This window comes from Rhodospirillales bacterium, assembly GCA_020638175.1.
GTDB lineage: Bacteria > Pseudomonadota > Alphaproteobacteria > Micavibrionales > Micavibrionaceae > JACKJA01.
Map to the genome: position 1 here is coordinate 914,183 of JACKJA010000002.1, position 22,203 is coordinate 936,385.

The window sequence follows — 22,203 nt, forward strand, 5'->3', positions numbered from 1 at the left end:
AAAACCTGTGGTTTATTCCTTTTTCCGTTGACTCTCAAATTGACGCTCCATAAAATCCCATGCTATCCCATAAATATCCATACAATTCCGGAGTGGTCCGGAGATGTGTGTTTTTTCTTTCGAGGTGTCGCGGCTTATGGCGCTGTTTTTGTCAACATATGTGAACAAGGTCGATAAGAAGGGGCGGGTATCCGTCCCGGCATCGTTCCGTAGTGCGCTGGCGGCGCAGGCCTTTCAGGGCGTGGTGCTGTTCCGTTCGCACACGCATGGCTGCCTGGAGGGGTTCGGTATGGAAACGATGGAGGAGCTGTCGTCCCGGCTGGACCATTTTGATTTGTTTTCCGCCGAGCAGGACGATATGGCGACCGCGATTTTTGGTGAAGCTGTGCAGTTGCCGTTTGACGGCGATGGCCGCGTGGTTCTGCCCGCGGACCTGATGGACTTTGCCGGAATTGATGAGCAGGCATCATTCGTTGGTATGGGGAAAAAGTTCCAGGTTTGGGCGCCGGAGGAATTTCAGGCACGCCGCAGCGAGGCGCGGGCCGGGGTGCAGGGCAAGGGGCTGACGCTCCCCAAGGACAAAGGGGGCGCGGAATGAGCACGGAAACGCAGCCGCATTTCCCCGTTATGTTGCCCGAAGTTCTGGCGGCGCTGAAACCCTCCGATGGCGAGGTGTATATTGACGGCACGCTGGGCGCGGGCGGCTATACGCGCGCCATTTTAGGGGCAGCGGATTGCGCGGTTGTTGCGATTGACCGCGATCATTCGGCGCTGGATATGGCGGCGGCGTGGAAGGATGAATACGACGATCGTTTAACGCTGTGTCACGGCTGTTTTGGTGATGCGGCAGCGCTGGCGGCGGAGGCCGGGGTCGATGCGGTGGACGGCATTGTTGTCGATCTGGGTGTGTCTTCCATGCAGATAGATCAGGGCGGGCGCGGCTTTTCCTTTCGTTTTGACGGGCCGCTCGATATGCGGATGAACCAGAAATCCGGGGAAACGGCGGCTGATGTCGTGAATGGCTACGGCGAAACCGAATTGGCCGATATCATTTACAAATACGGCGAAGAGCGTAAATCCCGCCGCGTGGCCAAGGCGATTGTGATGGCCCGCAAGACGGGGCGCATTGAAACAACGTTTGCGCTGGCCGAGATTGTGCGCGCGGTCGTGCCGCGTTCCCCGAAAGACCAGATTGACCCGTCCACCCGGACTTTTCAGGCGCTACGGATCTATGTGAACCGTGAGCTGGAAGAACTTGAAAAGCTTCTGGCCGCGGCGGCGTCCCTGTTGAAAGAAGGGGGGCGGCTGGTTGTCGTGTCCTTTCATTCTCTCGAAGATGGCATCGTGAAACGGTTCTTGCTGGAGCAATCCGGTCAGGCGCCGTCTGTCTCCCGCCATGTCCCCTCATTGCAGGATTCTCCTGCGCCGGCCTTGTTTACGATGTCCTCCCGCAAGGCTGTTTTTCCCAGTGATGAAGAAATCAAGATCAATGCCCGTTCCCGCTCCGCGCGGTTGCGTAGCGCCATCCGTACCGCCGTTCCGGCAGGCAAGGAGGCGGCATGAGGTTTCTGCGTGTTTCGACCGTTCTTTCCGTTCTGGCGGCGGTGCTGTCCGGCGCGTTGCTGTTCTGGATTTCCCAAAGCGTGCAGCAGACCGAAAGCCAGTTGCGCTCTCTGGAGCTGGCCGCACAACAAGAACAAAAAACCATCCGTGTCTTGCGGGCGGAATGGGATTACCTGAACCGCCCCGACCGGTTGGAAGTTCTGGCGCAGGATTACCTGTCCCTTTCACCGCTGGCCGTTCAGAATGTCGCCGAAACCCCGGAAGAGCTGCCGGAGCCGTTTTTGCCGGCCGCGCCGCGCCGCAAGCCCGGCTTCGTCATGCAGCCCGCTGTTTTCAAGGCCGGTGTCGCCAAGCCCGCGCCCGTTGTTGAAAAGCCCTCTGCCGAACCGGTGCAACGCAGCTTTCAATCACTGTTAAGTGAAATCGGCAAAGAGGAGGACGCGCCATGAGGCAGTCTTTCCACTTTGCCCGGCAAGCCATGAAAATGATCGGTTCGCGGCGCGGTACCTTGGATGTGGCGCACGGGCGGCTGGTTTTGGTGAGCGCCTTTTTTGCGCTGGTTTATATCCTGATTATGGCGCGGGTCGTCGATTTATCCCTGATTCAAGGTGAATGGGCGCGCTACGCAGCGGCCGGGGATGGCCGGGCGGCGGCCCCGGTTTCTGCAGTGGCCCCGGTAATCCGCAGCGATATCACTGATCGCAACGGCGTGCTGCTGGCAACATCCCTTGAGACGGCTTCTTTGTATGCCGATCCGGCCCTGATTCACGATCCGGCGGCAACCGCCAAGGCGCTGGTCGAAATCTTTCCGTCTTTATCATATGGCGAAGTCCTCCAGAAGTTGCAGCGCCGGGGACGCTTTATCTGGCTGTACCGGAACCTGACCCCGGATGAGCAATACGCGGTGCTGAATATCGGCGAGCCGGGATTGAACTTCAAAACCGAATACCGCCGGATATACCCGCAAGGCCAACTGGCGGCGCACATGGTCGGTTTTACCGATGTTGACGGTAATGGTCTGGCCGGGGTCGAGCGCAGCTTCGACAATTTGCTGAAGGCCGGCGGACCGGAACCTGTTTCGCTGACCCTCGATATCCGGCTCCAGCATATCCTGCGCCGGGAAACCAAAAAGGCAATGGATACGTTTGGTGGCAAGGCCGCGGCCGGCGTAGTGATGGATGTGGAAAACGGTGAAATTCTGGCGGCGGTATCCCTGCCGGACTTTGATCCGCACAATCCGGGCGCCGGGGGCAAGAATGCCCTGTTCAACCGTTTGACGCTGGGCACGTATGAGCTGGGTTCGACCTTCAAGATTTTCTCAACAGCGGCGCTTCTGGATACACGTAATGTTGGCATGGGCCAGACATTTGATGCCCGCGAGCCGATCAAGCGGGGACGTTTTACTATTTCCGACTACCATGCGGAGAAGCGGATTTTGACCGTGCCGGAAATCTTTATGTATTCCTCCAACATCGGGGCGGCGCTGATGGGGGATATGGTCGGGACCGACCGGCTAAAGGATTTTTACCGCGATTTGGGGCTGTTGACGCCGCTGTCGCTGGAGATTGATGAAATCGGCAAGCCGCAAATCCCGGACCCCTGGCGGGAAATTAATACGCTGACGGCGTCGTTCGGGCACGGGATTGCCGTCACGCCGCTGCAGATGGTCGGGGCGGCAGCGACGATTATGGGCGGCGGCACCCGCATCCAGCCGACTTTGATTTATAACGGTGACAAGGCGAAAGACGACGGCGTTCGCACCGATATTCGGGTGGTTTCCCCCCAGACCGCGCACCGCATGCGGCAGTTGATGCGGCTGGTGGTGACCGATGGTACCGGGACGCATGCCGATGTGCCGGGCTACCGGGTGGGCGGCAAGACCGGGACGGCTGAAAAGCCCGGTGTGAAGGGGTATGACAGCAAACGCCTGATTTCTTCTTTTATGGGTTTCTTCCCGATGGACGAGCCGCGCTATGCCGTGTTTGTCATGGTGGACGAGCCCAAAGGTGTCAAGGAAACCTTTGGATACGCTACGGGGGGCTGGGTTGCCGCGCCGGCGGTCGGCCATGTGATCGCCGCTATGGGCCCGTTGCTGGGTATGAAGCCGGCACAAACCGACACGGAAGACGCATTATCGGCGTCGCTGAAACAATATGTTCATTTTCAGGAGGGACATCATGCGGCTCGCTGATCTGATAGAGGACTACAAAGAAAAGGCCGGGGTCGAGATCAAGGGATTGACACTCGACAGCCGTCAGGTGCGGCCCGGTTACCTGTTCGCAGCCTTGCCGGGCCGGAAATATGACGGGCGGCAATTCATGGCGGATGCGATTACCAACGGCGCGGCTGTCATTCTGGCGCCGACCGGGGCGATGCTGCCGGAAAACACCGGAGCGGATGTCGTTCTGGTTACCGATGATAATCCCCGGCGGCTGTTCAGCTTGATGGCGGCGCGTTTTTACGGGCGGCAACCCGATCATGTGGCAGCCGTCACAGGCACCAACGGCAAAACATCCGTGGCTCATTTCACCCAGCAGCTCTGGCAAATGCTCGGTGAAAAATCGGCCAGCTTGGGGACGCTGGGGGTGCGCGGCGCCGGAATGACCCGTCCGGGAGCGCTGACGACGCCGGAACCGGTGGCGCTGCAGGCGATGATTGCCGATCTGACGGCGGCGGGCGTTACGCATCTGGCGATGGAGGCTTCCAGTATCGGGCTGGATCAGCATCGTTTGGACGGCGTTAAGGTCAGCGCCGCTGCCTTCACCAATTTGTCCCGCGATCATCTGGATTATCACGAAACCATGGAATCGTATTTCGAGGCCAAGGCCCGCTTGTTTTCCGATGTGTTGATGGAAGGCGGTACGGCGGTTTTGAACGCCGATGTCCCGGAATATGAAGCGCTGCATGAAATTGTGGCGGCCCGGAACATTCGGGAAATTTCCTATGGCCGCCATGGCCGGGGCATTCATTTGTTAAAGGCAACCCCGCGCCCGGACGGGCAAAACATCGAAATCCGCGTCGATGAGGAAACCCACGGGTTTTATTTGCCTCTGGTCGGTGAATTTCAGGTGATGAATGCGCTCTGTGCTTTGGGGCTGGTCATGGCCGAAGCGCCGGATAACGAACCCCGGACCCGCCAGATTGTCGCGTTGCTTGCCGAATTGAAGCGCGCGCCGGGCCGGTTGGAACTGGTTCCCGGCCATCCGCGTGGCGCGGTCTATGTCGATTACGCCCATACGCCCGATGCGCTGGAGATGATCCTGACGGCGCTGCGCCCGCATACGGACGGCGAACTGGTTTGCATCGTGGGCTGCGGCGGCGACCGGGACAAAGGCAAACGCCCGGTCATGGGGAAAATCGCCAGCGAGTTGGCCGACGAAGTGATTATCACCGACGACAATCCGCGCAGCGAAGACCCGGCAACGATCCGGGCCGAGATGATGGTCGGCGCGGGCGCCGGGGCGCGGGAAATCGGCAACCGCCGCGAAGCAATAAAAACAGCCATTAAAGAGCTGGAAGACGGCGACGTGCTGGTTATTGCCGGCAAGGGGCACGAACAGGGACAAATCATCGGCGACCATGTGGAGCCGTTTGACGATATCGAAGAAGCAAGCAAAGCAATCAAGGGGCTTACATCATGACATTATGGTCTTCTATAGAGGCGGAAAAGGCAACGGGAGGGGTGTCGACCCAGAGCTGGCAGGCGCTGGACATTGCCATAGCGCCAGGCAGCGTCAAGCCGGGGGACTTGTTTGTGCCGCTGGGCGGGGATCCGGTTGTGGATGTGGCGCTGGCCTTTGATCGCGGCGCGGCGGCGGCCATCGTGAATATCTGGCCGGAGGGGTTTGATAAGACGCACCCGTTATTGATTGTCGATGATCCGCGGGCGGCCCTGCACCGGCTGGCGGCGACGGCTCTGAAACGCTGCGCGCCGCGGCGGATTGTGGTGACGGGCGCCGGCGCGCGCAGCGGGCTGATGGAAATGTGTGCGGCGGCCCTGTCGGCAACCGGGCAGATTCACACGGTCAGCACCGACGAAGGCATGATGCTGGGGTTGGCCCGGATGCATGCCGGGTGCGATTATGTTTTGTTTGATGAGAATGAAAACGAGGAAACGGTCGTCAGCGGCGATATCGTCGTCCGCGCCGTTCGTGATTTTGGCGCGCTGGAAGGCGTTGAGCTTCAGGCCTGTCTGGAGGCTTCGAACGGGACGCGCCTGCGGGCGTTGATCGGCGGTGAGGAAATATCCCTGACCGTGCCGCAGCCGGGGATCCAAACGGCCGTTCATGCGCTGAACGCCCTGTCTTTGGTGAAAGCGCTGGACGGCGATCTGGCCAAGGCCGCCAAAGCCCTGATCCGGGCACAGGAAAATCCGGAGCGTGCGCATGGCGGGCCGGTAACGTTGATCGAGGATGCCGCTAATCATGCCTGTGGCCCTGCGCATCAGGCATTCAAGGTTCTGGCGCTGGTTGATCCGGGGCGCGGACGCAAACGGATTGCGATCCTCAGCCATCTGAACCATGAAGCGGCCAACGACCGGGGATCGGATTTGCCCTTGCCCCTGCAAACCGGGGATGTCAGGTTGATTTACACAAAAGCGCCGCGGGGCCGGTCCGGGCATAATCATACGGGGCTTCAGGAAATCGTGCCGGATGTTCTGGCGCCCGGTGATGTACTGATGTTAAAAGGCGCGAATGAGACCGGTAAAGGCGTTGTGATGGAAGCCCTGCGCGTGCCGCCGCCGGTGAATTGATATCAAATCTGTCATTCTGAGCCGCAGGCGAAGGATCTTTTTAGATTCTTCACTTCGCTCAGAATGACAGGGGAGAAAAAGGATAAACAACATGATCCGTGAGGAAAAATGGACGATCCCCACCGGGGACGGTCACCTGATTTACGGGGTGACGAATTACGCCTATGAGGATAAACCGTCCGATAAATGCATTGTGATTGTTCATGGCCTGACAGGGCATGTAAACGAATATCTACATGTCCGCGCGGCACACTACTTTCCGGAAAAAGGCTATGATGTCATCCGCATCAGTCTCTATCCGGGAGAAAAGGGTCGACGGTTAGTAGAATGTACCCTGCAAACCCATGCAGCGGATTTGAATACGGTTTTGAAAGAAAAAACAAAGGGCTATAAAAAAATATTTCCTGTGGGGCACAGCTATGGTGGAACAACGGTTATGTTTGCCCAGCCTCAACAAGCTGCTGCAATTTGTCTTTGGGACCCGTCTTTTGATTTGGGACAGGTATGGGATGATGCCATTGAACGGGATGGAATGATCATTCTACCTTATGGCTGCGATATTATTGCCGGGCGGGATATGTATGAAGAAGCTTTTCGATACGGAGTAGACGAGTGTCTGGCTTTATCAAAAAGCCTTGATGTTCCGATCCGGGTAATCCATGCAGGGCATGAGGAAGAGGCTGTTTATTTCAAAGCCGATAAATCCTACCACTCCGCCGGGCACCCCTTGAACGAGCGGAAAATTGTGGATGGCGCGGATCATTGCTTTAACAACGGCGATACCTGCGATACGCTGCTGGATTATACGTATGAATGGTTTGAAAGGTTTTAAATGCTCTATAACCTGCTGGCGCCGCTGGGCGACGACTATCTGTTTTTCAACCTGTTTCGCTACCTGACGTTCCGGGGCGGGGCGGCGGTCATGACGGCGCTGGTCATCAGTTTCCTGATCGGCCCGGCGATGATCCGCTGGCTCAAAAGCCTGCAGGCCGGGGCCAGCAATGTCCGTGAATTTCTGGAAGACGCCCACGGCCACAAATCTGGCACGCCGAGCATGGGCGGGTTGATGATCCTGATTTCCGTGACGGTTTCAACGCTGCTCTGGTCTGACCTGACCAACCCGTTTGTCTGGTATGTCGTGCTGGTGATGGTGGGCTATGGCGCGCTGGGCTTTGCCGATGATTACCTGAAAATCACCAAGAAGAATTCCAAGGGGCTGCCGGGGCGGATCAAGCTGCTGGGGCAATTCCTGATCGGCGGCATTGCGACAATCGGGATTACCAGCGCTTTGCCGGACCAGATCAGCACATCGGTAACCCTGCCGTTTTTCAAGGATCTGTTTATTAATCTTGGCTGGTTTTTTATCCCGTGGGCGCTGCTGGTGATGGTCGGGGCGAGCAATGCCGTGAACCTGACAGACGGGCTGGACGGGCTGGCGATTGTGCCCGTTGCGATTGCCGCAGCCTGTTTTGGCCTGATTGCCTATCTGGCCGGGCATGCGATTTATTCCGAGTATCTGCAAATTCCGTTCGTGCGCGGTAGCGGGGAGCTGGCCATTTTATGCGGCGCGCTGGTCGGCGGCGCGATGGGGTTTTTATGGTTTAACGCCCCGCCCGCGATGGTCTTTATGGGCGATACCGGGTCACTGGCCATGGGCGGCGTTCTGGGCGCGATTGCCGTGGCGACCAAGCATGAAATCGTGCTGGCGATTATCGGCGGCCTGTTCGTCATGGAAACCGTTTCGGTGATCGTGCAGGTCGCTTCGTTCAAGCTGACCGGCAAGCGGGTGTTTGCCATGGCCCCGGTCCATCACCATTTTGAGAAAAAAGGCTGGTCCGAACCGCAGATCGTGATACGGTTCTGGATTATCGCCGTGATATTGGCACTGGTCGGACTGGCGACATTGAAATTACGATGATTAACGTTAAAAAATTCGTTGAGACTTTAGGTGGCAAGCCCGTGGCCGTATTTGGTATCGGGATTTCCAATCTGGCCGCGATCAAGGCGTTGGTGAAAGCCGGGGCGGATGTTGCGGCCTGGGACGATCAGGAAGAGCGCCGCGCCGCCGCGGTTGATCTGGGCGCGGAGCTGAAAAATCTATCGGAAGAGGATTTAAGCGCTTACGCCTGTCTCGTGCTGGCCCCCGGTGTGCCGCTCGACCATCCGGCGCCGCACCGCGTCGTCGAAAAGGCGCGGGCCGCCGGCATTGAAATTCTCTGCGATCTTGAAATCCTGCACCGCTGCGGTCATGGTCGTACGACGATTGGTATAACGGGCACCAATGGTAAATCGACGACCACGGCCTTGATCGGTCATGTTTTGCACGAATGCGGCATAAAGGCGGTGGTGGGCGGCAATATTGGCAAGGCCGCGCTGGACCTGACTATGCCGCCTAAAAAGAAAAAAAGCTGTCATTCTGAGGCGAAGCCGAAGAATCTTGATGGTGGGGGCGATCAAAGACCCTTCGCTGACGCTCAGGATGACAATGCGAGTAACGGCGTTTTTGTCCTTGAAATGTCGTCATTCCAGATTGATCTGTGCCCGACCTTTGCGCCGGAAATCGGTGTACACCTGAACCTGACGCCCGACCATCTGGATCGTCATGGCGGGATGGAGGGGTATGCTGCCTCCAAACAGCGCCTGTTCCGCGGTCCCGGCAAGGCGGTGATCGGCGTCGACGATGACCCGTCACAGAAAATATTTGCCGCCGTGAAGGACGCCGGTCTGCGCGATACCTACGCTATTTCCGTCAAGCAGGCCGTCGAGCGCGGTGTTTATGTCCTCGAGGGCGCGTTGAGCGACCGGCTCAGCGAAGGCGTCGAAGAAGATATGCATCTAAACGCCGCGACGCTGCCCGGCGTTCATAACCACCAGAACGCCGCCGCTGCTTACAGCGTGGCACGCCTGATGGGGCTGGATTCTAACGATATCCTGGAGGCCATGAAAACCTTTCCCGGTTTGCCGCACCGCCAGTATCCGGTCCGTACGATTGCCGGGGTCAGCTATATCAATGACAGCAAGGCCACAAACGCCGACGCCACGGCGCGGGCGCTGGCTTGCTACCGGAATGTTTACTGGATTCTCGGCGGCCGCCCCAAGGAAGGCGGGCTCGACGGGCTGGAACCTTATATGGATCGCATTCGCCATGCTTACCTGATCGGTGAAGCGGCGGAGTCGTTTGGGAGCTGGCTGGACAATCACGGCATCGCCCATGATTTCTGCGCCACTATGGACCGCGCCGTTAGCGAAGCCCACCGCGCCGCCCAGATGGATCGCGGCCAGCCCGGCGGCACCGGCGTTGTTCTCTTGTCGCCGGCTTGTGCCTCTTTCGACCAGTTCGACAATTTCGAACAGCGCGGCGATGTTTTCACGAAACTGGTTGAAGGGTTGGAGGAGGAGGTCGCTTGACGGCTCTTTTTTCACGAACCGACAATTCCCTTCTGGGCCGCTGGTGGTGGACGGTCGACCGGCCTTTGCTGGCGGCGTTGCTGGCGCTGGCGGTATTCGGGATTGTACTGGTCACGGCGGCCAGCCCGCCGGTGGCCGAGCGCATTGGTCTCGACCAGTTTCATTTCATCAAAAAGCACCTGATTTTCCTCGCCCCGGCGCTGGCCGGGATGCTGGGGATTTCGTTGCTGGAGCCGCGCGGGATCTGGCGGCTGGCCAGCATCGCGTTGCTCGGTAGTGTCATCGCCATGATTTTGGTGCTGTTTATCGGGGTCGAGGTCAAAGGCGCCCAGCGCTGGATATCATTGCTTGGTTTTTCCCTTCAGCCCAGCGAGTTCATGAAGCCCGCCTTTGCCGTCACGGCGGCTTGGCTGATGGCAAGGCAAAAGGACAACCCGGCCTTTCCCGGTAACAAGATCGCTGTCGGCCTGTATGGGTTTGTGCTTTTGATTTTATTGCTCCAGCCCGATTTCGGGATGAGCGTTGTGACCTCCGGTATTTTTGCGGTGGAGCTGTTTCTGGCCGGTTTGCCGTGGGCCGTCGTGTTCGGCATGGTCGGGCTGGGCGCGGCCGGGATTCTCGGCGCCTATTTCGGGCTGGACCACGTGCGCAGCCGGATTGACCGTTTTTTGAACCCCGATAGCGGCGATACGTTTCAGGTCGACAAAGCCCTCGAAGCCTTTCAAAACGGCGGGCTGTTTGGCACCGGGCCGGGGCAGGGGACTGTGAAGCTAAGCCTGCCCGACGCCCATGCCGATTTTATCTTTGCCGTCGCGGGCGAGGAAATGGGCCTGATCGCTGTGATGGTGATTGTCGGGCTGTTCGGATTTATTTTGCTGCGCGGCTTTAACCGGATCATGGACAGCAAGGATATGTTTATTATCCTCGCAGTGGGGGGGCTTCTGACCATGTTCGGCCTGCAGGCGATGATTCATATGGGATCATCGGTTCATTTACTGCCGGCCAAGGGTATGACGCTGCCATTTATCAGCTATGGCGGTTCGTCGTTGCTGGCGGTCGGTTTTACCGCGGGGATGATTTTAGCTTTAACCCGCCGTCAGGCCCGCGGCTCTATTGCGAAGGGCAGCACTCTCTGGCACAGTACGTAAATGACAAAAACTGATTCCAAACTGATTGTTTTATCCGCCGGGGGGACCGGCGGGCATCTGACTCCGGCGCTGGCGCTGGCGCATGATTTGCTGGCGCGCGGCTATCGCGTGGCGCTGGTGACTGATGGCCGGGCCAAGACATACGGCCTGAAAATAGACGGCAAAATCACTGTTTACACCGTCAAGGCCGGGACGCTCGGCAAGGGATTAATGGGCAAGATCAAGGGCGCGGCGGCGCTGGCGACGGGGTTGGTGCAGGCCCGGCTGTTGATCCGTAAAATCAAACCCGCCGTAGTGGTGGGATTTGGCGGCTATCCGTCTTATCCGGCGGTCAATGCGGCGCAGGCCGAAAAAATTCCGACAATTATCCATGAACAAAACGCCGTTCTGGGCAAGGCGAATGCCATGCTGGCGCCCAAGGCCGAGCGGATCGCGCTGTCCTATCCGCATGTACACGGGATTGAAGGCGCCGATGAAGTGCGGGCGGTTGTGACCGGTAATCCTGTGCGCCCGGAAATATCAGCTCTATACACGGTGCCGTACCCGACGCCGGAACATGACGGGCCGCTGCGGATTTTTATCACCGGCGGATCGCTGGGCGCGCATGTGTTTGCCGCGGTGGTTCCGGCGGCGTTGGCCCGCCTGTCTGACCCGCAAAAAGCGCGGCTGGAAATCACCCAGCAATGCCGGGCCGAGGATGTCGATCAGGTCATGGCGGACTACAAAGCCGCCGGGATCAAAGCCGAATGTGCGTCATTCTTTAATGACGTCCATGAACGGCTGGCGGCGGCGCATTTGTTTATCGGCCGCAGTGGCGCGGCGACCACGGCCGAAGTGGCGGTGGCGGGCCGTCCGGCGATTTTTGTCCCGTACCCGCATCATGCCGACCAGCAACAGAAAATCAACGCCGAAGCCATGGCCGATGCCGGCGGCGCATGGGTGATGATTCAGGAAGGCTTTACCGAGGACGCCCTGCGTACCCGCATTGAAACGTTCCTGCAAAACCCGGAAAGCCTGTTTCAGGCCGCCGAAGCAGCGCGTTCCTGTGGCAAACCCGATGCCGCCCGGCGTTTGGGGAATCTGGTCACGGCGCTGGCCAGCGGCTGGGACTAGGCGGAAGAGATTATGAGTTGGCTTTTAATTGCCTCTATCCCGCCGCTGCTCTGGTCAATAAGCAATGTGCTCGATGAATACCTTGCCAAGCACCATTTTGCGGCTAATGGTGTGATGTATATTATCATGGCCTCTGTTCTGGAACTTCTGGTGGGGGGCGTATTAATCATTTTAAATCCCTTCGTTTTACAGGTTCCGCTGCCGGATATCCTGTTTTTAGGGGGATTGGGCGTTTTGCTGTCTGTGTCCTTCATTCCCTATGTTTATGCGCTACAGGGGGATGGTGCGGCTCTGGCCGTGCCGATATTCCAGCTGGAAGTTGTCTGGGTTTTTCTCTTGGGGTGGTTATTCCTCGGTGAAGGCGTTACGGTTCAAGGGCTTTTGGCGTGTACGGTCATTGTTGTCGCGGCAATCGGTATTGGGTGGGATTTTAAAACCCGGAAAATAGCGGTCCGGACTTTGTTACTGATGCTACTTTCAACGATTGGACTGTCAACGTATACCGTCAGCATCCGCCATCATGCGATGACGTATGACTGGCTGTCGATTTATGCGTGGGTTGTAACGGGGGCGGGAATCGCGGCTTGCCTGGCCTTGTGCGTCTATAAGCCGTGGAGGGATCAGGCCGTTGAAATTTTGCAGCGATCAGGGAAGAAGGTTTCAACAATTTTTGTCATGCAATCGGGTTTCGATATGGCGGCGAATGCGACGCTGGCCCTTGCCTTGACTTTGGCGCCTGCCGCGGGATTCGTGCAAACGATGAATGGGTTGCAGCCGTTTTATGTTTTTATCTTTGCTCTCATTCTGGGACGTTTTTTTCCGCATTTATATGAACACATAAAAATTGATGCCGTGTTTTTCTGGCGCTTGTTTTGCATTATCGTGCTGTTTGCCGGGGTCGGTTGGTTGTCCAGCCTGTAAAAAACCATTGTATTCCGCGCCTCCTTTGTGCTTCAAAGGGAGGAAAGCAAAGGAACAACGAGCATGAAACCAGCCCCGCAAAGTATTGGTCCCCTTCATTTCGTCGGAATCGGCGGGATTGGCATGAGCGGCATTGCAGAAATCCTGCATGAACTGGGCTATACCGTGCAGGGCTCGGACCAGTCCGATAGCGCCAATGTCCAGCGTCTGCGGGCCAGAGGGATGAGCGTTTATACCGGACACGATGCGGCGCATATCGACGGCGCCGCCGTGGTGGTGATTTCTTCGGCGATCAAACCGGATAACCCGGAGCTGGTCGCGGCGCGAGCCGAGCGTATTCCGGTAGTGCGCCGGGCTGAAATGCTGGCCGAGCTGATGCGCTTGAAAACCGCGATCGCGATTGGCGGCACCCACGGCAAAACCACGACAACATCGCTGATCGGGACGATGCTGGAGGAAGGCGGTTTTGACCCGACCGTTATCAATGGCGGGATCGTCAACAGTTATGGCACCAACACGCGCATGGGCGCGGGCGACTGGATGGTGGTCGAGGCTGACGAGAGCGACGGCACCTTTACGCGCCTGCCGGCGACGGCGGTGGTGGTGACCAACATGGACCCCGAACATATGGAGCATTACGGCAGCTTCGAAAACCTCCGCAAAGCCTATCGCCGCTATGTCGAAAATATCCCGTTTTACGGTTTTGCCGTGCTGTGTCTGGATCATCTGGAGGTCCAGAGCCTCGTTCCCGAACTGACCGACCGCCGGATCGTGACCTATGGCTTTAACCCGCAGGCCGATGTCCGGGCGTTTAATCTGCGCACCGGCGGCGATGGTAGTACCTTTGATGTGTCTTTTGGCGACAATGTCGTTAAAGATATCTATCTGCCGATGCTGGGCCAGCATAACGTGCAAAATGCGCTGGCGGCGCTGGCCGTGGCGCGGGAGCTGGATATGGGCGAAGCCGCGATGAAAAAGGCTCTGCGCCATTTCGAAGGCGTCAAACGCCGCTTTACCCGCACCGGCGAAAGCAACGGCGTGACGGTGATCGACGATTACGGCCACCACCCTGTTGAGATCAGCGCTGTTCTGAAAGCCGCCCGGAGCGCGGTTGAGGCAAGCCATGGCCGGGTTCTCGCGGTTGTCCAGCCGCACCGCTATAGCCGCCTGAACGATTTGATGGATGATTTTTGCACCTGTTTTAATGATGCGGATAGCGTCATTGTCGCCAATGTTTACGCGGCGGGCGAAACCCCGATCGAAGGTGCGGATAAAGAGCATCTGGCCGCCGGTATTCGCGCCCACGGCCACCGCGATGTTACGGCCCTGATCGAGCGCACCGACCTTGCCCGCTTGATCGCCGCCCGCGCCCGGCCCGGCGATTTCGTGATTTGTCTCGGCGCCGGGGATATCACACGCTGGGCCTATGACCTGCCCGCCGAACTCGACCGCGAGTTTGAAGTGACGGGGAAAAAGAAGGCGTAACCCATGAAATTCATCAAGCCGCCAAAACTGAAAGAGGGCGATACAATCGCCGCGGTGTCACCGTCTTGGGGCGGGCCGGGAACATTCCCGCACCGCTACGAGGCGGGAAAACGCCAGTTCATGGAAGCATTCAAAGTCAATGTCGTCGAGATGCCGCACACCATGCGGGATGCCGATTGGCTGTTCCGCAACCCGCAGGCCCGCGCCGATGATTTGATGCAGGCATTCTCGGATTTCTCGATCAACGGAATTATCGCGACCATCGGCGGCGAGGACAGCGTGCGCCTGATCCCGTGGCTGGATTTTGGTGTGATCCGCAATAACCCGAAAATCTTTATGGGCTATTCCGACACGACGAATGCGCACTTGGCTTGCGTAAAGGCGGGGCTGACCAGTTTTTATGGCCCGTCGATCATGGCGGGGTTTGCCGAAAATGGCGGCCTGTTTCCCTATATGGAAGAGGCCGTTCGTAAAACATTATTTTCCTCTGACCCCGTTGGCGATATCCCGCAGGCCGATGGATGGACCGTTGAGTTCCTTGACTGGGCCAACCCGGATAATCAAGCGATCAAAAGAAATATGTCTTCACCATTGGGGCGCCGCGTCTTGCAGGGAACCGGAACCGTTCAGGGGCACCTGATGGGCGGTTGCCTTGATGTGTTCCCGATGGTGGTCGGCACAGAGCTGTGGCCGGATAAAGAACTGTGGCAGGGCGCGATCTTGTTTCTTGAAACGTCAGAAGAAGCGCCGCCGGTTGAAAGCGTAAAACGCTGGTTGCGTAATCTGGGCGCGCAGGGCATTTTCGATGCTGTTAATGGCGTTATTCTGGGGCGGCCCGGTGGTCCTGTTCCGGTCGATGAACTCATGCGCTATGATGCGATTTTGCAAAAAGTGGTCGCGGAAGAATTTTGCCAACCCGATCTGCCGCTTATGACCCAGATGGACTTTGGTCACACCGACCCCATGTTTGTGCTGCCCTATGGCGTACAGGCAGAAATTGATTGCGAGAACAAGGGTTTTCGTATTCTGGAATGTGCTGTAAGCTAGGCCGCAAATGACCAATTTATCTCTCAAATCCTCTGGCTTTCCTGCCGTCCGCGGGCGGATCACGGAAAACGCAGCCCTCGGCGACGTCGGCTGGTTTCGCTGCGGCGGGCGCGCCGATGTGCTATTTAAACCGGCGGACGAAGATGATCTGGCGGTGTTCCTTGCCGGTTGTCCGGCGGATATACCCGTGACGGTGATCGGCGTTATGTCGAACGCGATCATCCGTGATGGCGGCGTGCGCGGCGTAGTGATCCGGCTGGGCCGCGAATTTGCCGGGATTGAAAAACTGCCGGATGGTACAATACGGGCCGGGGCGGCGGCGCTCGACGGTAACGTGGCGGCCTTTGCCGCGCGGGAAGGGGTTGCCAATATCGAGTTTTTATCTGGTATTCCGGGGACGATCGGCGGCGCGCTGCGCATGAATGCCGGGGCTTACGGGGCGGAGATCAAAGATGTGCTGATAGCCGCCGTCGCCATTGATCGCACCGGCAATGTCCACCATATGAGTCCGGATGATATGGGTATGACCTATCGCCATACAAGCGTGCCGGAGGATTACATTTTTACCGGCTGCACCCTGCGCGGCACGCCGGGCGTGGCCGATGACATCAAGGCGCAGATCGCCGAAATCAAGGCGCGGCGCAATGACACCCAGCCGATCCGTGAACGTACCGGCGGCTCGACCTTCGCCAACCCGAAACCGGAGGAACTTGCTGCTGCGGGCTTGCCAGAGGGCACCAAGGCCTGGCAGCTTGTGGATAGGGTCGGAGGCCGCGGCCTGAAAATCGGCGGCGCGCAGATGAGCGAAAAGCACGCCAATTTCATGATTAACACCGGCGATGCATGCGCGGCTGACCTCGAAAATCTGGGCGAGGAAATCCGCCGCCGCGTCAAGGAAGAAACCGGCTTTGAGCTGCGCTGGGAAATTAAACGGATCGGGGATTTTTAACCATAGGCATCGCAGAGGGAAACGTCATTGCGAGCCGTAGGCGAAGCAATCCAGAAGCTTTCCTTGTGTGCTCTGGATTGCCGCGTCGGCTTTGCCTCCTCGCAATGACGGCTTACCATTGCTCCCTCCGTGTTCTCTGTGTACTCTGTGGTGAAATAAAAACGGGAAAAAAATCATGAGATACCGCAAACTGGGCCGTACCGATATCGACGTCAGCGTCATCTGTCTCGGCACCATGACATGGGGACGCCAGAATACGGAAGAGCAGGCTCACGAACAGATGGATTACGCGATCACGCAAGGGATTAACTTCCTTGATACCGCCGAGCTGTACGCCGTGCCGATCTCCGAAGAATCGCAAGGCAAGACCGAGCAGTTTATCGGCAACTGGTTTGCCAAAAACAAAAACCGGGATCAGGTCATTCTGGCCTCGAAAGTGGCCGGGGCGGGCATCCCGTGGATCCGCGGCGGCGCCGGGATCGACCGAAAGAATGTTCTCGCCGCGATCGAAACCAGCCTGACACGCCTGCAAACCGATTATATTGATTTGTACCAGCTCCATTGGCCGAACCGCAGCAACTATAATTTCGTTAATCGCTGGACATACCACCCGCAATCCACGGACCCGCAGGCCGAAGAAGCTAACTTTGTCGAGGTGCTGGAAACGCTGAATGAACTCGTCAAGGCTGGGAAAATCCGCCATGTCGGCCTGTCGAACGAAACGGCATGGGGCACGATGAAATATTTGCGCCTTGCCGAAGAACGCGGTCTGCCGCGCATGGTCTCTATCCAGAACGAATACAGCCTGCTGTGCCGTCTGCACGATTGGGACCTGGCGGAAGTGTCGTTGTGCGAAGATGTCGGGTTGCTCGCATGGTCGCCATTAGCGACAGGGATGCTGAGCGGTAAATATCTGGATGGTGCCCGTCCAGCGGGCACGCGCTGGACAATCGAGGGTAAAGATTATCGCGATACGCCCAATGCCAATGCCGCCATCCGTGCCTATATGGCCGTTGCCGAAAAGCACGGGCTGGACGTTTGCCAGATGGCGCTGGCCTTTGTCAATGACCGTCCGTTCGTGACATCAAACATCATCGGCGCGACGAACATGGAACAGCTCAAATCCAACATCGCCTCGGTGGATATTACGCTTTCGGACGAGGTGCTGGCCGACATTCAAAACGTGCGCCGTCAATACCCGGTGCCGTATTAAGTTCACTGTCATCCTGAGCGTTAGCGAAGGATCTAAAAAATTGTTACAAGCAATAAGATTCTTCGCTACGCTCAGAATGACAAGAGAGATAAAATGAAAACCGAATTATGGACTCATAAAGATGTGGCGAATGCAACCGGCGGGAAGGCCTCCGGTGAATGGACGGCGGCGGGTATTTCGATCAATACCCGTTCAATCAAACCCGGTGATTTGTTTTTTGCCCTGACCGGGGAGAATACGGATGGCCATAAATGGGTTGCCGATGCACTGGAGAAAGGCGCTGCCGCTGCCGTTGTCGATCATGTGCCCGATGGCGTGTCGTCCGGTGCGAATCTGTTGCTTGTTGATGACACATTTTCCTCACTCGAAAAACTGGGGCAGGCCGGTCGTATGCGGACCGCGGCTAAAATTATCGGTGTTACGGGTTCAGTCGGTAAAACCACAACCAAGGAAATGCTCACCCGTGCTTTTACGGCGATCCGTAAAACCCACGCCAGTGAAGGCGGATATAATAATCACTGGGGCGTTCCGGTCTCTCTGGCGCGCATGCCTGCCGACAGTGAAATCGGCATTTTTGAAATGGGCATGAACCACGCAGGCGAGATGCGTAATCTGACCTTGCAGGTGCGTCCTGATCTTGCCGTGATAACGACCATTGCCGCTGTTCATGCTGAGTATTTTCCAGACGGAGAGCAGGGCATTGCCGCCGCCAAGGCCGAGATTTTCGAAGGCATGAGGCCGGGCGGCACCGCTCTTTTGCCGCGGGATAACAAATGGTTTGATTTTCTCGCCGGGCAGGCGGAAAGCCGGGGGCTGAAAGTCCTGTCCTTCGGTGAACATGAAGCGGCCGAGGCAAGGCTTGTCTCTATGGCCGATGATCGGATTACGGCGCAAATCGGGGGCCGGGAAATGACCTTTACCTTGAAACTGCGCGGCAGGCATATGGCCCAGAATGCACTGGCTGTCCTGTTGGCTGTCTGGGTGCTGGCGGGGGATGTTGAAAAAGCCGCCGCCGCTCTGGGAGAAATGGAAGCATTGTCAGGCCGCGGACAGCGGACGGTGGTCGGCGGCGTAACCATTTTGGATGAAAGCTACAATGCATCGCCGGTCGCTGTGCGGGCTGCTTTGAAGATACTGGAAGATACAAAAGCGGAAGGACGGAAAATTGCCGTTCTGGGGGATATGAAGGAATTGGGCAGCGACGAAATAGCGATCCATAAATCTCTGGCGCCGGATATCATAGCCGCCGGGGTTGATGTGCTGTTCACATCCGGGCCGCTGGTGGAAAACCTGTATAAAGCTGTCCCCGCCGCGTTGCAGGGCGGCCACGAGGATGATAGCCTGAAACTGGCGCCAATCGTGGCGCAGGCTGTCCGGCCGGGGGATGTGGTTCTTGTAAAAGGTTCTCGCGGCGGCGGTGAAAAACCGCGTATGCAATACGTGGTCGAAGCGCTGAAAGGAAGAGAACATGGCTAAAAAAGTAGCCTTGCTGGTCGGCGGATGGTCGGCAGAGCGTCAGGTTTCCCTGACCAAGGGAAAACAGGTCGAGGCGGCGCTGCGTGACGGCGGCTATGATGTTACGGTCATTGATGTGAAAAAGGATCTGACGGCTCTGGCTGAAGCCCTGAAAGCGTGCCAGCCGGACGCGGTTTTTAACAATCTGCATGGCCGCGGCGGTGAAGACGGCGAAATTCAAAGCGTTTTGGAAATTCTTGAACTGCCCTATACCCATTCCGGCGTTCTGGCGTCGGCCATTGGTATGAACAAACCGGTTGCCAAGCGCATGGCGGCCAGTGTCGGTGTGCCGTCAGCCGCAGGCGGTGTGTATGACAAGGCCGAAGTTCTGGCCGGGAAAGTCATGGAGCCGCCCTATGTCGTCAAGCCGCCGTGCGAAGGTTCCAGCGTCGGGGTGCGGATCATTATGGAGCATGAAAACCAGCCGCCCTTTGATGCTGAAAGCTGGGCGTTTGGCGATGAGGTTATGGTCGAACGCTATATTCCGGGGCGGGAGCTGACGGTCGCCGTTCTGGACGGCACGCCGCAGGCCGTGACCGAGATTATCTCACACACCCGCTTTTTCGATTATGAAGCCAAATACCATGATACCCGCACGGAGCTGGTGTTGCCGGCGCCAATCCCGGATGATATCTATAAAGCCGCTCTGCAATACGCACAGGATATCTATAACGTGATCGGCTGTGCCGGTCTGGCCCGCTGTGATTTCCGTTATAATGATACCGGCGCCGGGGACGCGGGGCTGTTTTTCCTCGAAATTAATACCCAGCCGGGACTGACCGCTGAATCGATCGGTCCCTCGCAAGTCATTTATAACGGCATGTCTTTTGTCGAACTTTGTTCTCATCTGGTTGAAACCGCAAAATGTCACGGTCTCGAAAAACAAATGCAAGGAGCGGACGCCGCCGCGGCGTAAATGCCCGGACGCAGCGCCTGATAACGCTGGCCCGCCGGTTCGGGATAATCGGCGGTATGGTCGCTTTTATTGTCTGGATTGGCGCGTGGCTGGTGCTGAGCGGGACGGTCACGCGGGCGGTCAACGGCGCGCAGCATAAACTCTATGACCTGGCGGCGGCGCAGGGCTTTGCGGTGAAGGATATTCTGGTCGAGGGCCGCGTAAATACTGACCCGGATGTTCTGCTGGCGCTCATCAATATAGAAAAGGGCGACCCGCTGTTCGCTTTTGACCCTGACGAAGCTCGCGACCTGATCGAGCGGATTGCCTGGGTCCGCAGCGCTCATGTCGAGCGGCGTTTGCCGTCGACAATCTATATCGGGCTGACCGAACGCGTACCGATGGCGCTGTGGCAGAACAAGGGGAAGATCCGGCTGATTGACGAGGAAGGCGTAACCCTGACCGATACCGATCTGGCCCCGTTCAAAGATTTGCCGATTATTGTCGGCGAAGATGCCCCCGCGCAGGCACCGGACTTACTGGCATTGCTGGAGGCCGAACCGCTGCTGGCCGAACGGCTGGAAGCGGCGACATGGGTCGGGGAGCGTCGCTGGGACTTGAAACTGAAAAAGGGCATGACGATCAAGCTCCCGGAAACCGATGTTGGTTTTGCCTTGCGGCGGCTGGCGCGGGCGCAGGAAGATGACGGCCTGCTCGACAAGGATTTGATTGTGATTGATGCCCGCCAGTCCGACCGCCTGACCGTCCGCACCCGTCCCGGCGCGGTTGAAACCTACCGGGCGGGTACAAGCGGAGAGTTATGAGTTGAGCGTTCGCGAGTGAACGTGTAGAGTAGTCATATCGCTTTTCTGCGCCCAACTTTTTTAACACATCATTCGTCACTCTGAATTCATTCATGCATAAGTCCAAACCTAAAGGTTCCGTGATCGCTGCGCTGGATATTGGTTCCAGCAAGATTGCCTGTTTTATCGCCCGCGTCATCGACGAGGAAGGGCATTTCGAAGTGCTGGGGATTGGTCATCAGGCCTCGCAAGGTGTGAAAAATGGCGCGGTGGTCGATCTTCAGGCCGCTGAAACGGCGATCCGCCAGACAGTGCATGCCGCGGAAAATATGGCTTCTAACGCGATGAAGGGCTATCCGCTGCGCGAAGTGATTATCAATGTGCCGGGGGTGCATGCCCGGTCCCACAATTTCGCGATTGATGTCGATGTCATGGGCCATGAAGTCACCGACAGCGATGTGCGCCGGGCGTTGGCGCGCGCGCAAAAGCAGGCACTTTCCGATGATTGCGAACTGGTCCACACCATTCCGGTCGGCTATGCGCTGGACGGCAAGGACGGCATTCGTGAGCCGCGCGGCATGGTCGGGCAGACACTCAGTGTCGGGATTCACATGGTGACGGGCGAGGTAGGCGCACTGAAAAACATGGCGACCTGTATCGAGCGCTCGCATCTGGATATTGGCGCGTTGTGCCTGTCGCCTTATGCGGCCGGCCTGTCGGCACTGGTCGAGGATGAAATGGATCTGGGGTGCACCGTCATTGATATGGGCGGCGGTGTCACGTCCTTTGCCGTGTTTTCCGGCGGCGCGATGATCTACGCCGATGCGGTGCCGGTCGGCGGGCGGCATGTCACCAGCGATATCGCGCAAGGGTTGACGACTTCCATCAATGATGCCGAGCGCCTGAAAACGCTTTACGGCAGCGCGATGGCGGCGAGCTGTGATGAAAACGAAATGATTGATGTGCCGCAAATCGGCGAAGAAACGCACACCCACCCAAATCATGTGCCGCGTTCTCTGTTGGTTGGAATTATCCAGCCGCGTCTGGAAGAGGTGCTGGAGCTGGTGCGTGCGCGCCTGAATGATAACGGGCTGAACGGTGTGGCCGGACGGCGCGTTGTTCTGACCGGCGGCGGTAGTCAGCTTCCCGGCGTGCGTGATCTGGCACAGCTTATTTTGGATAAGCAGGTGCGGCTGGGTAAACCGATCCGGGTGTCCGGACTGGCGGATGCCGTCAGCGGCCCGGCTTTTGCCACCACGGCGGGGCTTTTGACCTATGTCGCCGAGCGCACCGATGAAATGCCCGCCGAAATCATGGCGATGGCCGCGCCGGGGAATCTGTGGGAACAGATTCGCTATTGGCTGAAAGAGAACTGGTAATCTTTTTCCGA

The 22,203-nt window shown here is 57.8% G+C and carries 20 protein-coding genes; all 20 read left to right on the top strand.

Annotated elements, in window-relative coordinates; all coding sequences use genetic code 11:
• Nucleotides 1-136: 136 nt before the first annotated feature.
• Nucleotides 137-598 (top strand): division/cell wall cluster transcriptional repressor MraZ, encoded by a 462-nt coding sequence (gene mraZ, locus H6868_04410; protein ID MCB9988562.1) that lies wholly within the window; start codon nucleotides 137-139, stop codon nucleotides 596-598.
• Complete coding sequence (gene rsmH / locus H6868_04415) at nucleotides 595-1,563, top strand: 16S rRNA (cytosine(1402)-N(4))-methyltransferase RsmH (GenBank protein MCB9988563.1); 969 nt, start codon at nucleotides 595-597, stop codon at nucleotides 1,561-1,563. The genes mraZ and rsmH overlap by 4 nt, the downstream gene beginning before the upstream one ends.
• Nucleotides 1,560-2,012, top strand: coding sequence for a hypothetical protein (locus H6868_04420; GenBank protein MCB9988564.1), 453 nt, complete (start codon nucleotides 1,560-1,562; stop codon nucleotides 2,010-2,012). The genes rsmH and H6868_04420 overlap by 4 nt, the downstream gene beginning before the upstream one ends.
• Entirely contained in the window at nucleotides 2,009-3,754 is a 1,746-nt protein-coding gene (locus H6868_04425) for a penicillin-binding protein 2 (GenBank protein MCB9988565.1), read from the top strand. The genes H6868_04420 and H6868_04425 overlap by 4 nt, the downstream gene beginning before the upstream one ends.
• The gene (locus H6868_04430; GenBank protein ID MCB9988566.1) at nucleotides 3,741-5,204 is read left to right on the top strand and encodes a UDP-N-acetylmuramoyl-L-alanyl-D-glutamate--2,6-diaminopimelate ligase; all 1,464 of its coding nucleotides are present in this window, start codon (nucleotides 3,741-3,743) and stop codon (nucleotides 5,202-5,204) included. The genes H6868_04425 and H6868_04430 overlap by 14 nt, the downstream gene beginning before the upstream one ends.
• On the top strand, nucleotides 5,201-6,316 hold the full coding sequence (locus tag H6868_04435; protein MCB9988567.1) for a hypothetical protein: 1,116 nt from the start codon (nucleotides 5,201-5,203) through the stop codon (nucleotides 6,314-6,316). Before H6868_04430 ends, H6868_04435 begins: the two co-directional genes overlap by 4 nt.
• A gap of 91 nt (nucleotides 6,317-6,407) precedes the next feature.
• Nucleotides 6,408-7,148 (top strand): alpha/beta hydrolase, encoded by a 741-nt coding sequence (locus tag H6868_04440; protein MCB9988568.1) that lies wholly within the window; start codon nucleotides 6,408-6,410, stop codon nucleotides 7,146-7,148.
• Entirely contained in the window at nucleotides 7,149-8,234 is a 1,086-nt protein-coding gene (locus tag H6868_04445; protein ID MCB9988569.1) for a phospho-N-acetylmuramoyl-pentapeptide-transferase, read from the top strand. It abuts the gene before it with no gap.
• Nucleotides 8,231-9,724, top strand: a complete 1,494-nt coding sequence (murD, locus tag H6868_04450; protein MCB9988570.1) for a UDP-N-acetylmuramoyl-L-alanine--D-glutamate ligase — start codon at nucleotides 8,231-8,233, stop codon at nucleotides 9,722-9,724. Before H6868_04445 ends, murD begins: the two co-directional genes overlap by 4 nt.
• Nucleotides 9,721-10,872 carry a putative lipid II flippase FtsW gene (ftsW, locus tag H6868_04455; GenBank protein MCB9988571.1) on the top strand — a complete coding sequence of 384 codons (1,152 nt, stop codon included), beginning with the start codon at nucleotides 9,721-9,723 and terminating at the stop codon, nucleotides 10,870-10,872. The genes murD and ftsW overlap by 4 nt, the downstream gene beginning before the upstream one ends.
• Entirely contained in the window at nucleotides 10,873-11,985 is a 1,113-nt protein-coding gene (gene murG, locus H6868_04460) for an undecaprenyldiphospho-muramoylpentapeptide beta-N-acetylglucosaminyltransferase (GenBank protein ID MCB9988572.1), read from the top strand. It begins immediately after the preceding gene.
• Nucleotides 11,986-11,997: 12 nt separating this feature from the next.
• Entirely contained in the window at nucleotides 11,998-12,906 is a 909-nt protein-coding gene (locus tag H6868_04465) for an EamA family transporter (GenBank protein MCB9988573.1), read from the top strand.
• 63 nt (nucleotides 12,907-12,969) lie between these two features.
• Nucleotides 12,970-14,391, top strand: a complete 1,422-nt coding sequence (locus H6868_04470) for a UDP-N-acetylmuramate--L-alanine ligase (GenBank protein MCB9988574.1) — start codon at nucleotides 12,970-12,972, stop codon at nucleotides 14,389-14,391.
• A gap of 3 nt (nucleotides 14,392-14,394) precedes the next feature.
• Nucleotides 14,395-15,438 (top strand): LD-carboxypeptidase, encoded by a 1,044-nt coding sequence (locus H6868_04475; protein ID MCB9988575.1) that lies wholly within the window; start codon nucleotides 14,395-14,397, stop codon nucleotides 15,436-15,438.
• Between the two features lie 7 nt (nucleotides 15,439-15,445).
• Nucleotides 15,446-16,387 carry a UDP-N-acetylmuramate dehydrogenase gene (murB, locus tag H6868_04480; GenBank protein MCB9988576.1) on the top strand — a complete coding sequence of 314 codons (942 nt, stop codon included), beginning with the start codon at nucleotides 15,446-15,448 and terminating at the stop codon, nucleotides 16,385-16,387.
• A gap of 175 nt (nucleotides 16,388-16,562) precedes the next feature.
• Entirely contained in the window at nucleotides 16,563-17,600 is a 1,038-nt protein-coding gene (locus H6868_04485; protein ID MCB9988577.1) for an aldo/keto reductase, read from the top strand.
• Nucleotides 17,601-17,693: 93 nt separating this feature from the next.
• Nucleotides 17,694-19,076, top strand: a complete 1,383-nt coding sequence (murF, locus tag H6868_04490) for a UDP-N-acetylmuramoyl-tripeptide--D-alanyl-D-alanine ligase (GenBank protein MCB9988578.1) — start codon at nucleotides 17,694-17,696, stop codon at nucleotides 19,074-19,076.
• Nucleotides 19,069-20,031: a D-alanine--D-alanine ligase gene (locus H6868_04495; GenBank protein MCB9988579.1), complete on the top strand. Its 963-nt coding sequence runs from the start codon at nucleotides 19,069-19,071 to the stop codon at nucleotides 20,029-20,031. Before murF ends, H6868_04495 begins: the two co-directional genes overlap by 8 nt.
• A 95-nt stretch (nucleotides 20,032-20,126) precedes the next feature.
• Nucleotides 20,127-20,834, top strand: a complete 708-nt coding sequence (locus H6868_04500; GenBank protein ID MCB9988580.1) for an FtsQ-type POTRA domain-containing protein — start codon at nucleotides 20,127-20,129, stop codon at nucleotides 20,832-20,834.
• A gap of 92 nt (nucleotides 20,835-20,926) precedes the next feature.
• Complete coding sequence (gene ftsA, locus H6868_04505; GenBank protein ID MCB9988581.1) at nucleotides 20,927-22,192, top strand: cell division protein FtsA; 1,266 nt, start codon at nucleotides 20,927-20,929, stop codon at nucleotides 22,190-22,192.
• Nucleotides 22,193-22,203: the final 11 nt, after the last annotated feature.

What these genes read in the sequence shown, in the direction of transcription:
- murD (MCB9988570.1), top strand. Translation starts at nt 8,231, where the DNA reads ATGATTAACGTTAAAAAATTCGTTGAGACTTTAGGTGGCAAGCCCGTG.
- H6868_04440 (MCB9988568.1), top strand. Translation starts at nt 6,408, where the DNA reads ATGATCCGTGAGGAAAAATGGACGATCCCCACCGGGGACGGTCACCTG.
- H6868_04470 (MCB9988574.1), top strand. Translation starts at nt 12,970, where the DNA reads ATGAAACCAGCCCCGCAAAGTATTGGTCCCCTTCATTTCGTCGGAATC.
- H6868_04430 (MCB9988566.1), top strand. Translation starts at nt 3,741, where the DNA reads ATGCGGCTCGCTGATCTGATAGAGGACTACAAAGAAAAGGCCGGGGTC.
- murG (MCB9988572.1), top strand. Translation starts at nt 10,873, where the DNA reads ATGACAAAAACTGATTCCAAACTGATTGTTTTATCCGCCGGGGGGACC.
- H6868_04425 (MCB9988565.1), top strand. Translation starts at nt 2,009, where the DNA reads ATGAGGCAGTCTTTCCACTTTGCCCGGCAAGCCATGAAAATGATCGGT.
- H6868_04485 (MCB9988577.1), top strand. Translation starts at nt 16,563, where the DNA reads ATGAGATACCGCAAACTGGGCCGTACCGATATCGACGTCAGCGTCATC.
- mraZ (MCB9988562.1), top strand. Translation starts at nt 137, where the DNA reads ATGGCGCTGTTTTTGTCAACATATGTGAACAAGGTCGATAAGAAGGGG.
- H6868_04420 (MCB9988564.1), top strand. Translation starts at nt 1,560, where the DNA reads ATGAGGTTTCTGCGTGTTTCGACCGTTCTTTCCGTTCTGGCGGCGGTG.
- H6868_04435 (MCB9988567.1), top strand. Translation starts at nt 5,201, where the DNA reads ATGACATTATGGTCTTCTATAGAGGCGGAAAAGGCAACGGGAGGGGTG.
- H6868_04445 (MCB9988569.1), top strand. Translation starts at nt 7,149, where the DNA reads ATGCTCTATAACCTGCTGGCGCCGCTGGGCGACGACTATCTGTTTTTC.
- murB (MCB9988576.1), top strand. Translation starts at nt 15,446, where the DNA reads ATGACCAATTTATCTCTCAAATCCTCTGGCTTTCCTGCCGTCCGCGGG.
- H6868_04465 (MCB9988573.1), top strand. Translation starts at nt 11,998, where the DNA reads ATGAGTTGGCTTTTAATTGCCTCTATCCCGCCGCTGCTCTGGTCAATA.
- H6868_04495 (MCB9988579.1), top strand. Translation starts at nt 19,069, where the DNA reads ATGGCTAAAAAAGTAGCCTTGCTGGTCGGCGGATGGTCGGCAGAGCGT.
- ftsA (MCB9988581.1), top strand. Translation starts at nt 20,927, where the DNA reads ATGCATAAGTCCAAACCTAAAGGTTCCGTGATCGCTGCGCTGGATATT.
- murF (MCB9988578.1), top strand. Translation starts at nt 17,694, where the DNA reads ATGAAAACCGAATTATGGACTCATAAAGATGTGGCGAATGCAACCGGC.
- rsmH (MCB9988563.1), top strand. Translation starts at nt 595, where the DNA reads ATGAGCACGGAAACGCAGCCGCATTTCCCCGTTATGTTGCCCGAAGTT.
- H6868_04475 (MCB9988575.1), top strand. Translation starts at nt 14,395, where the DNA reads ATGAAATTCATCAAGCCGCCAAAACTGAAAGAGGGCGATACAATCGCC.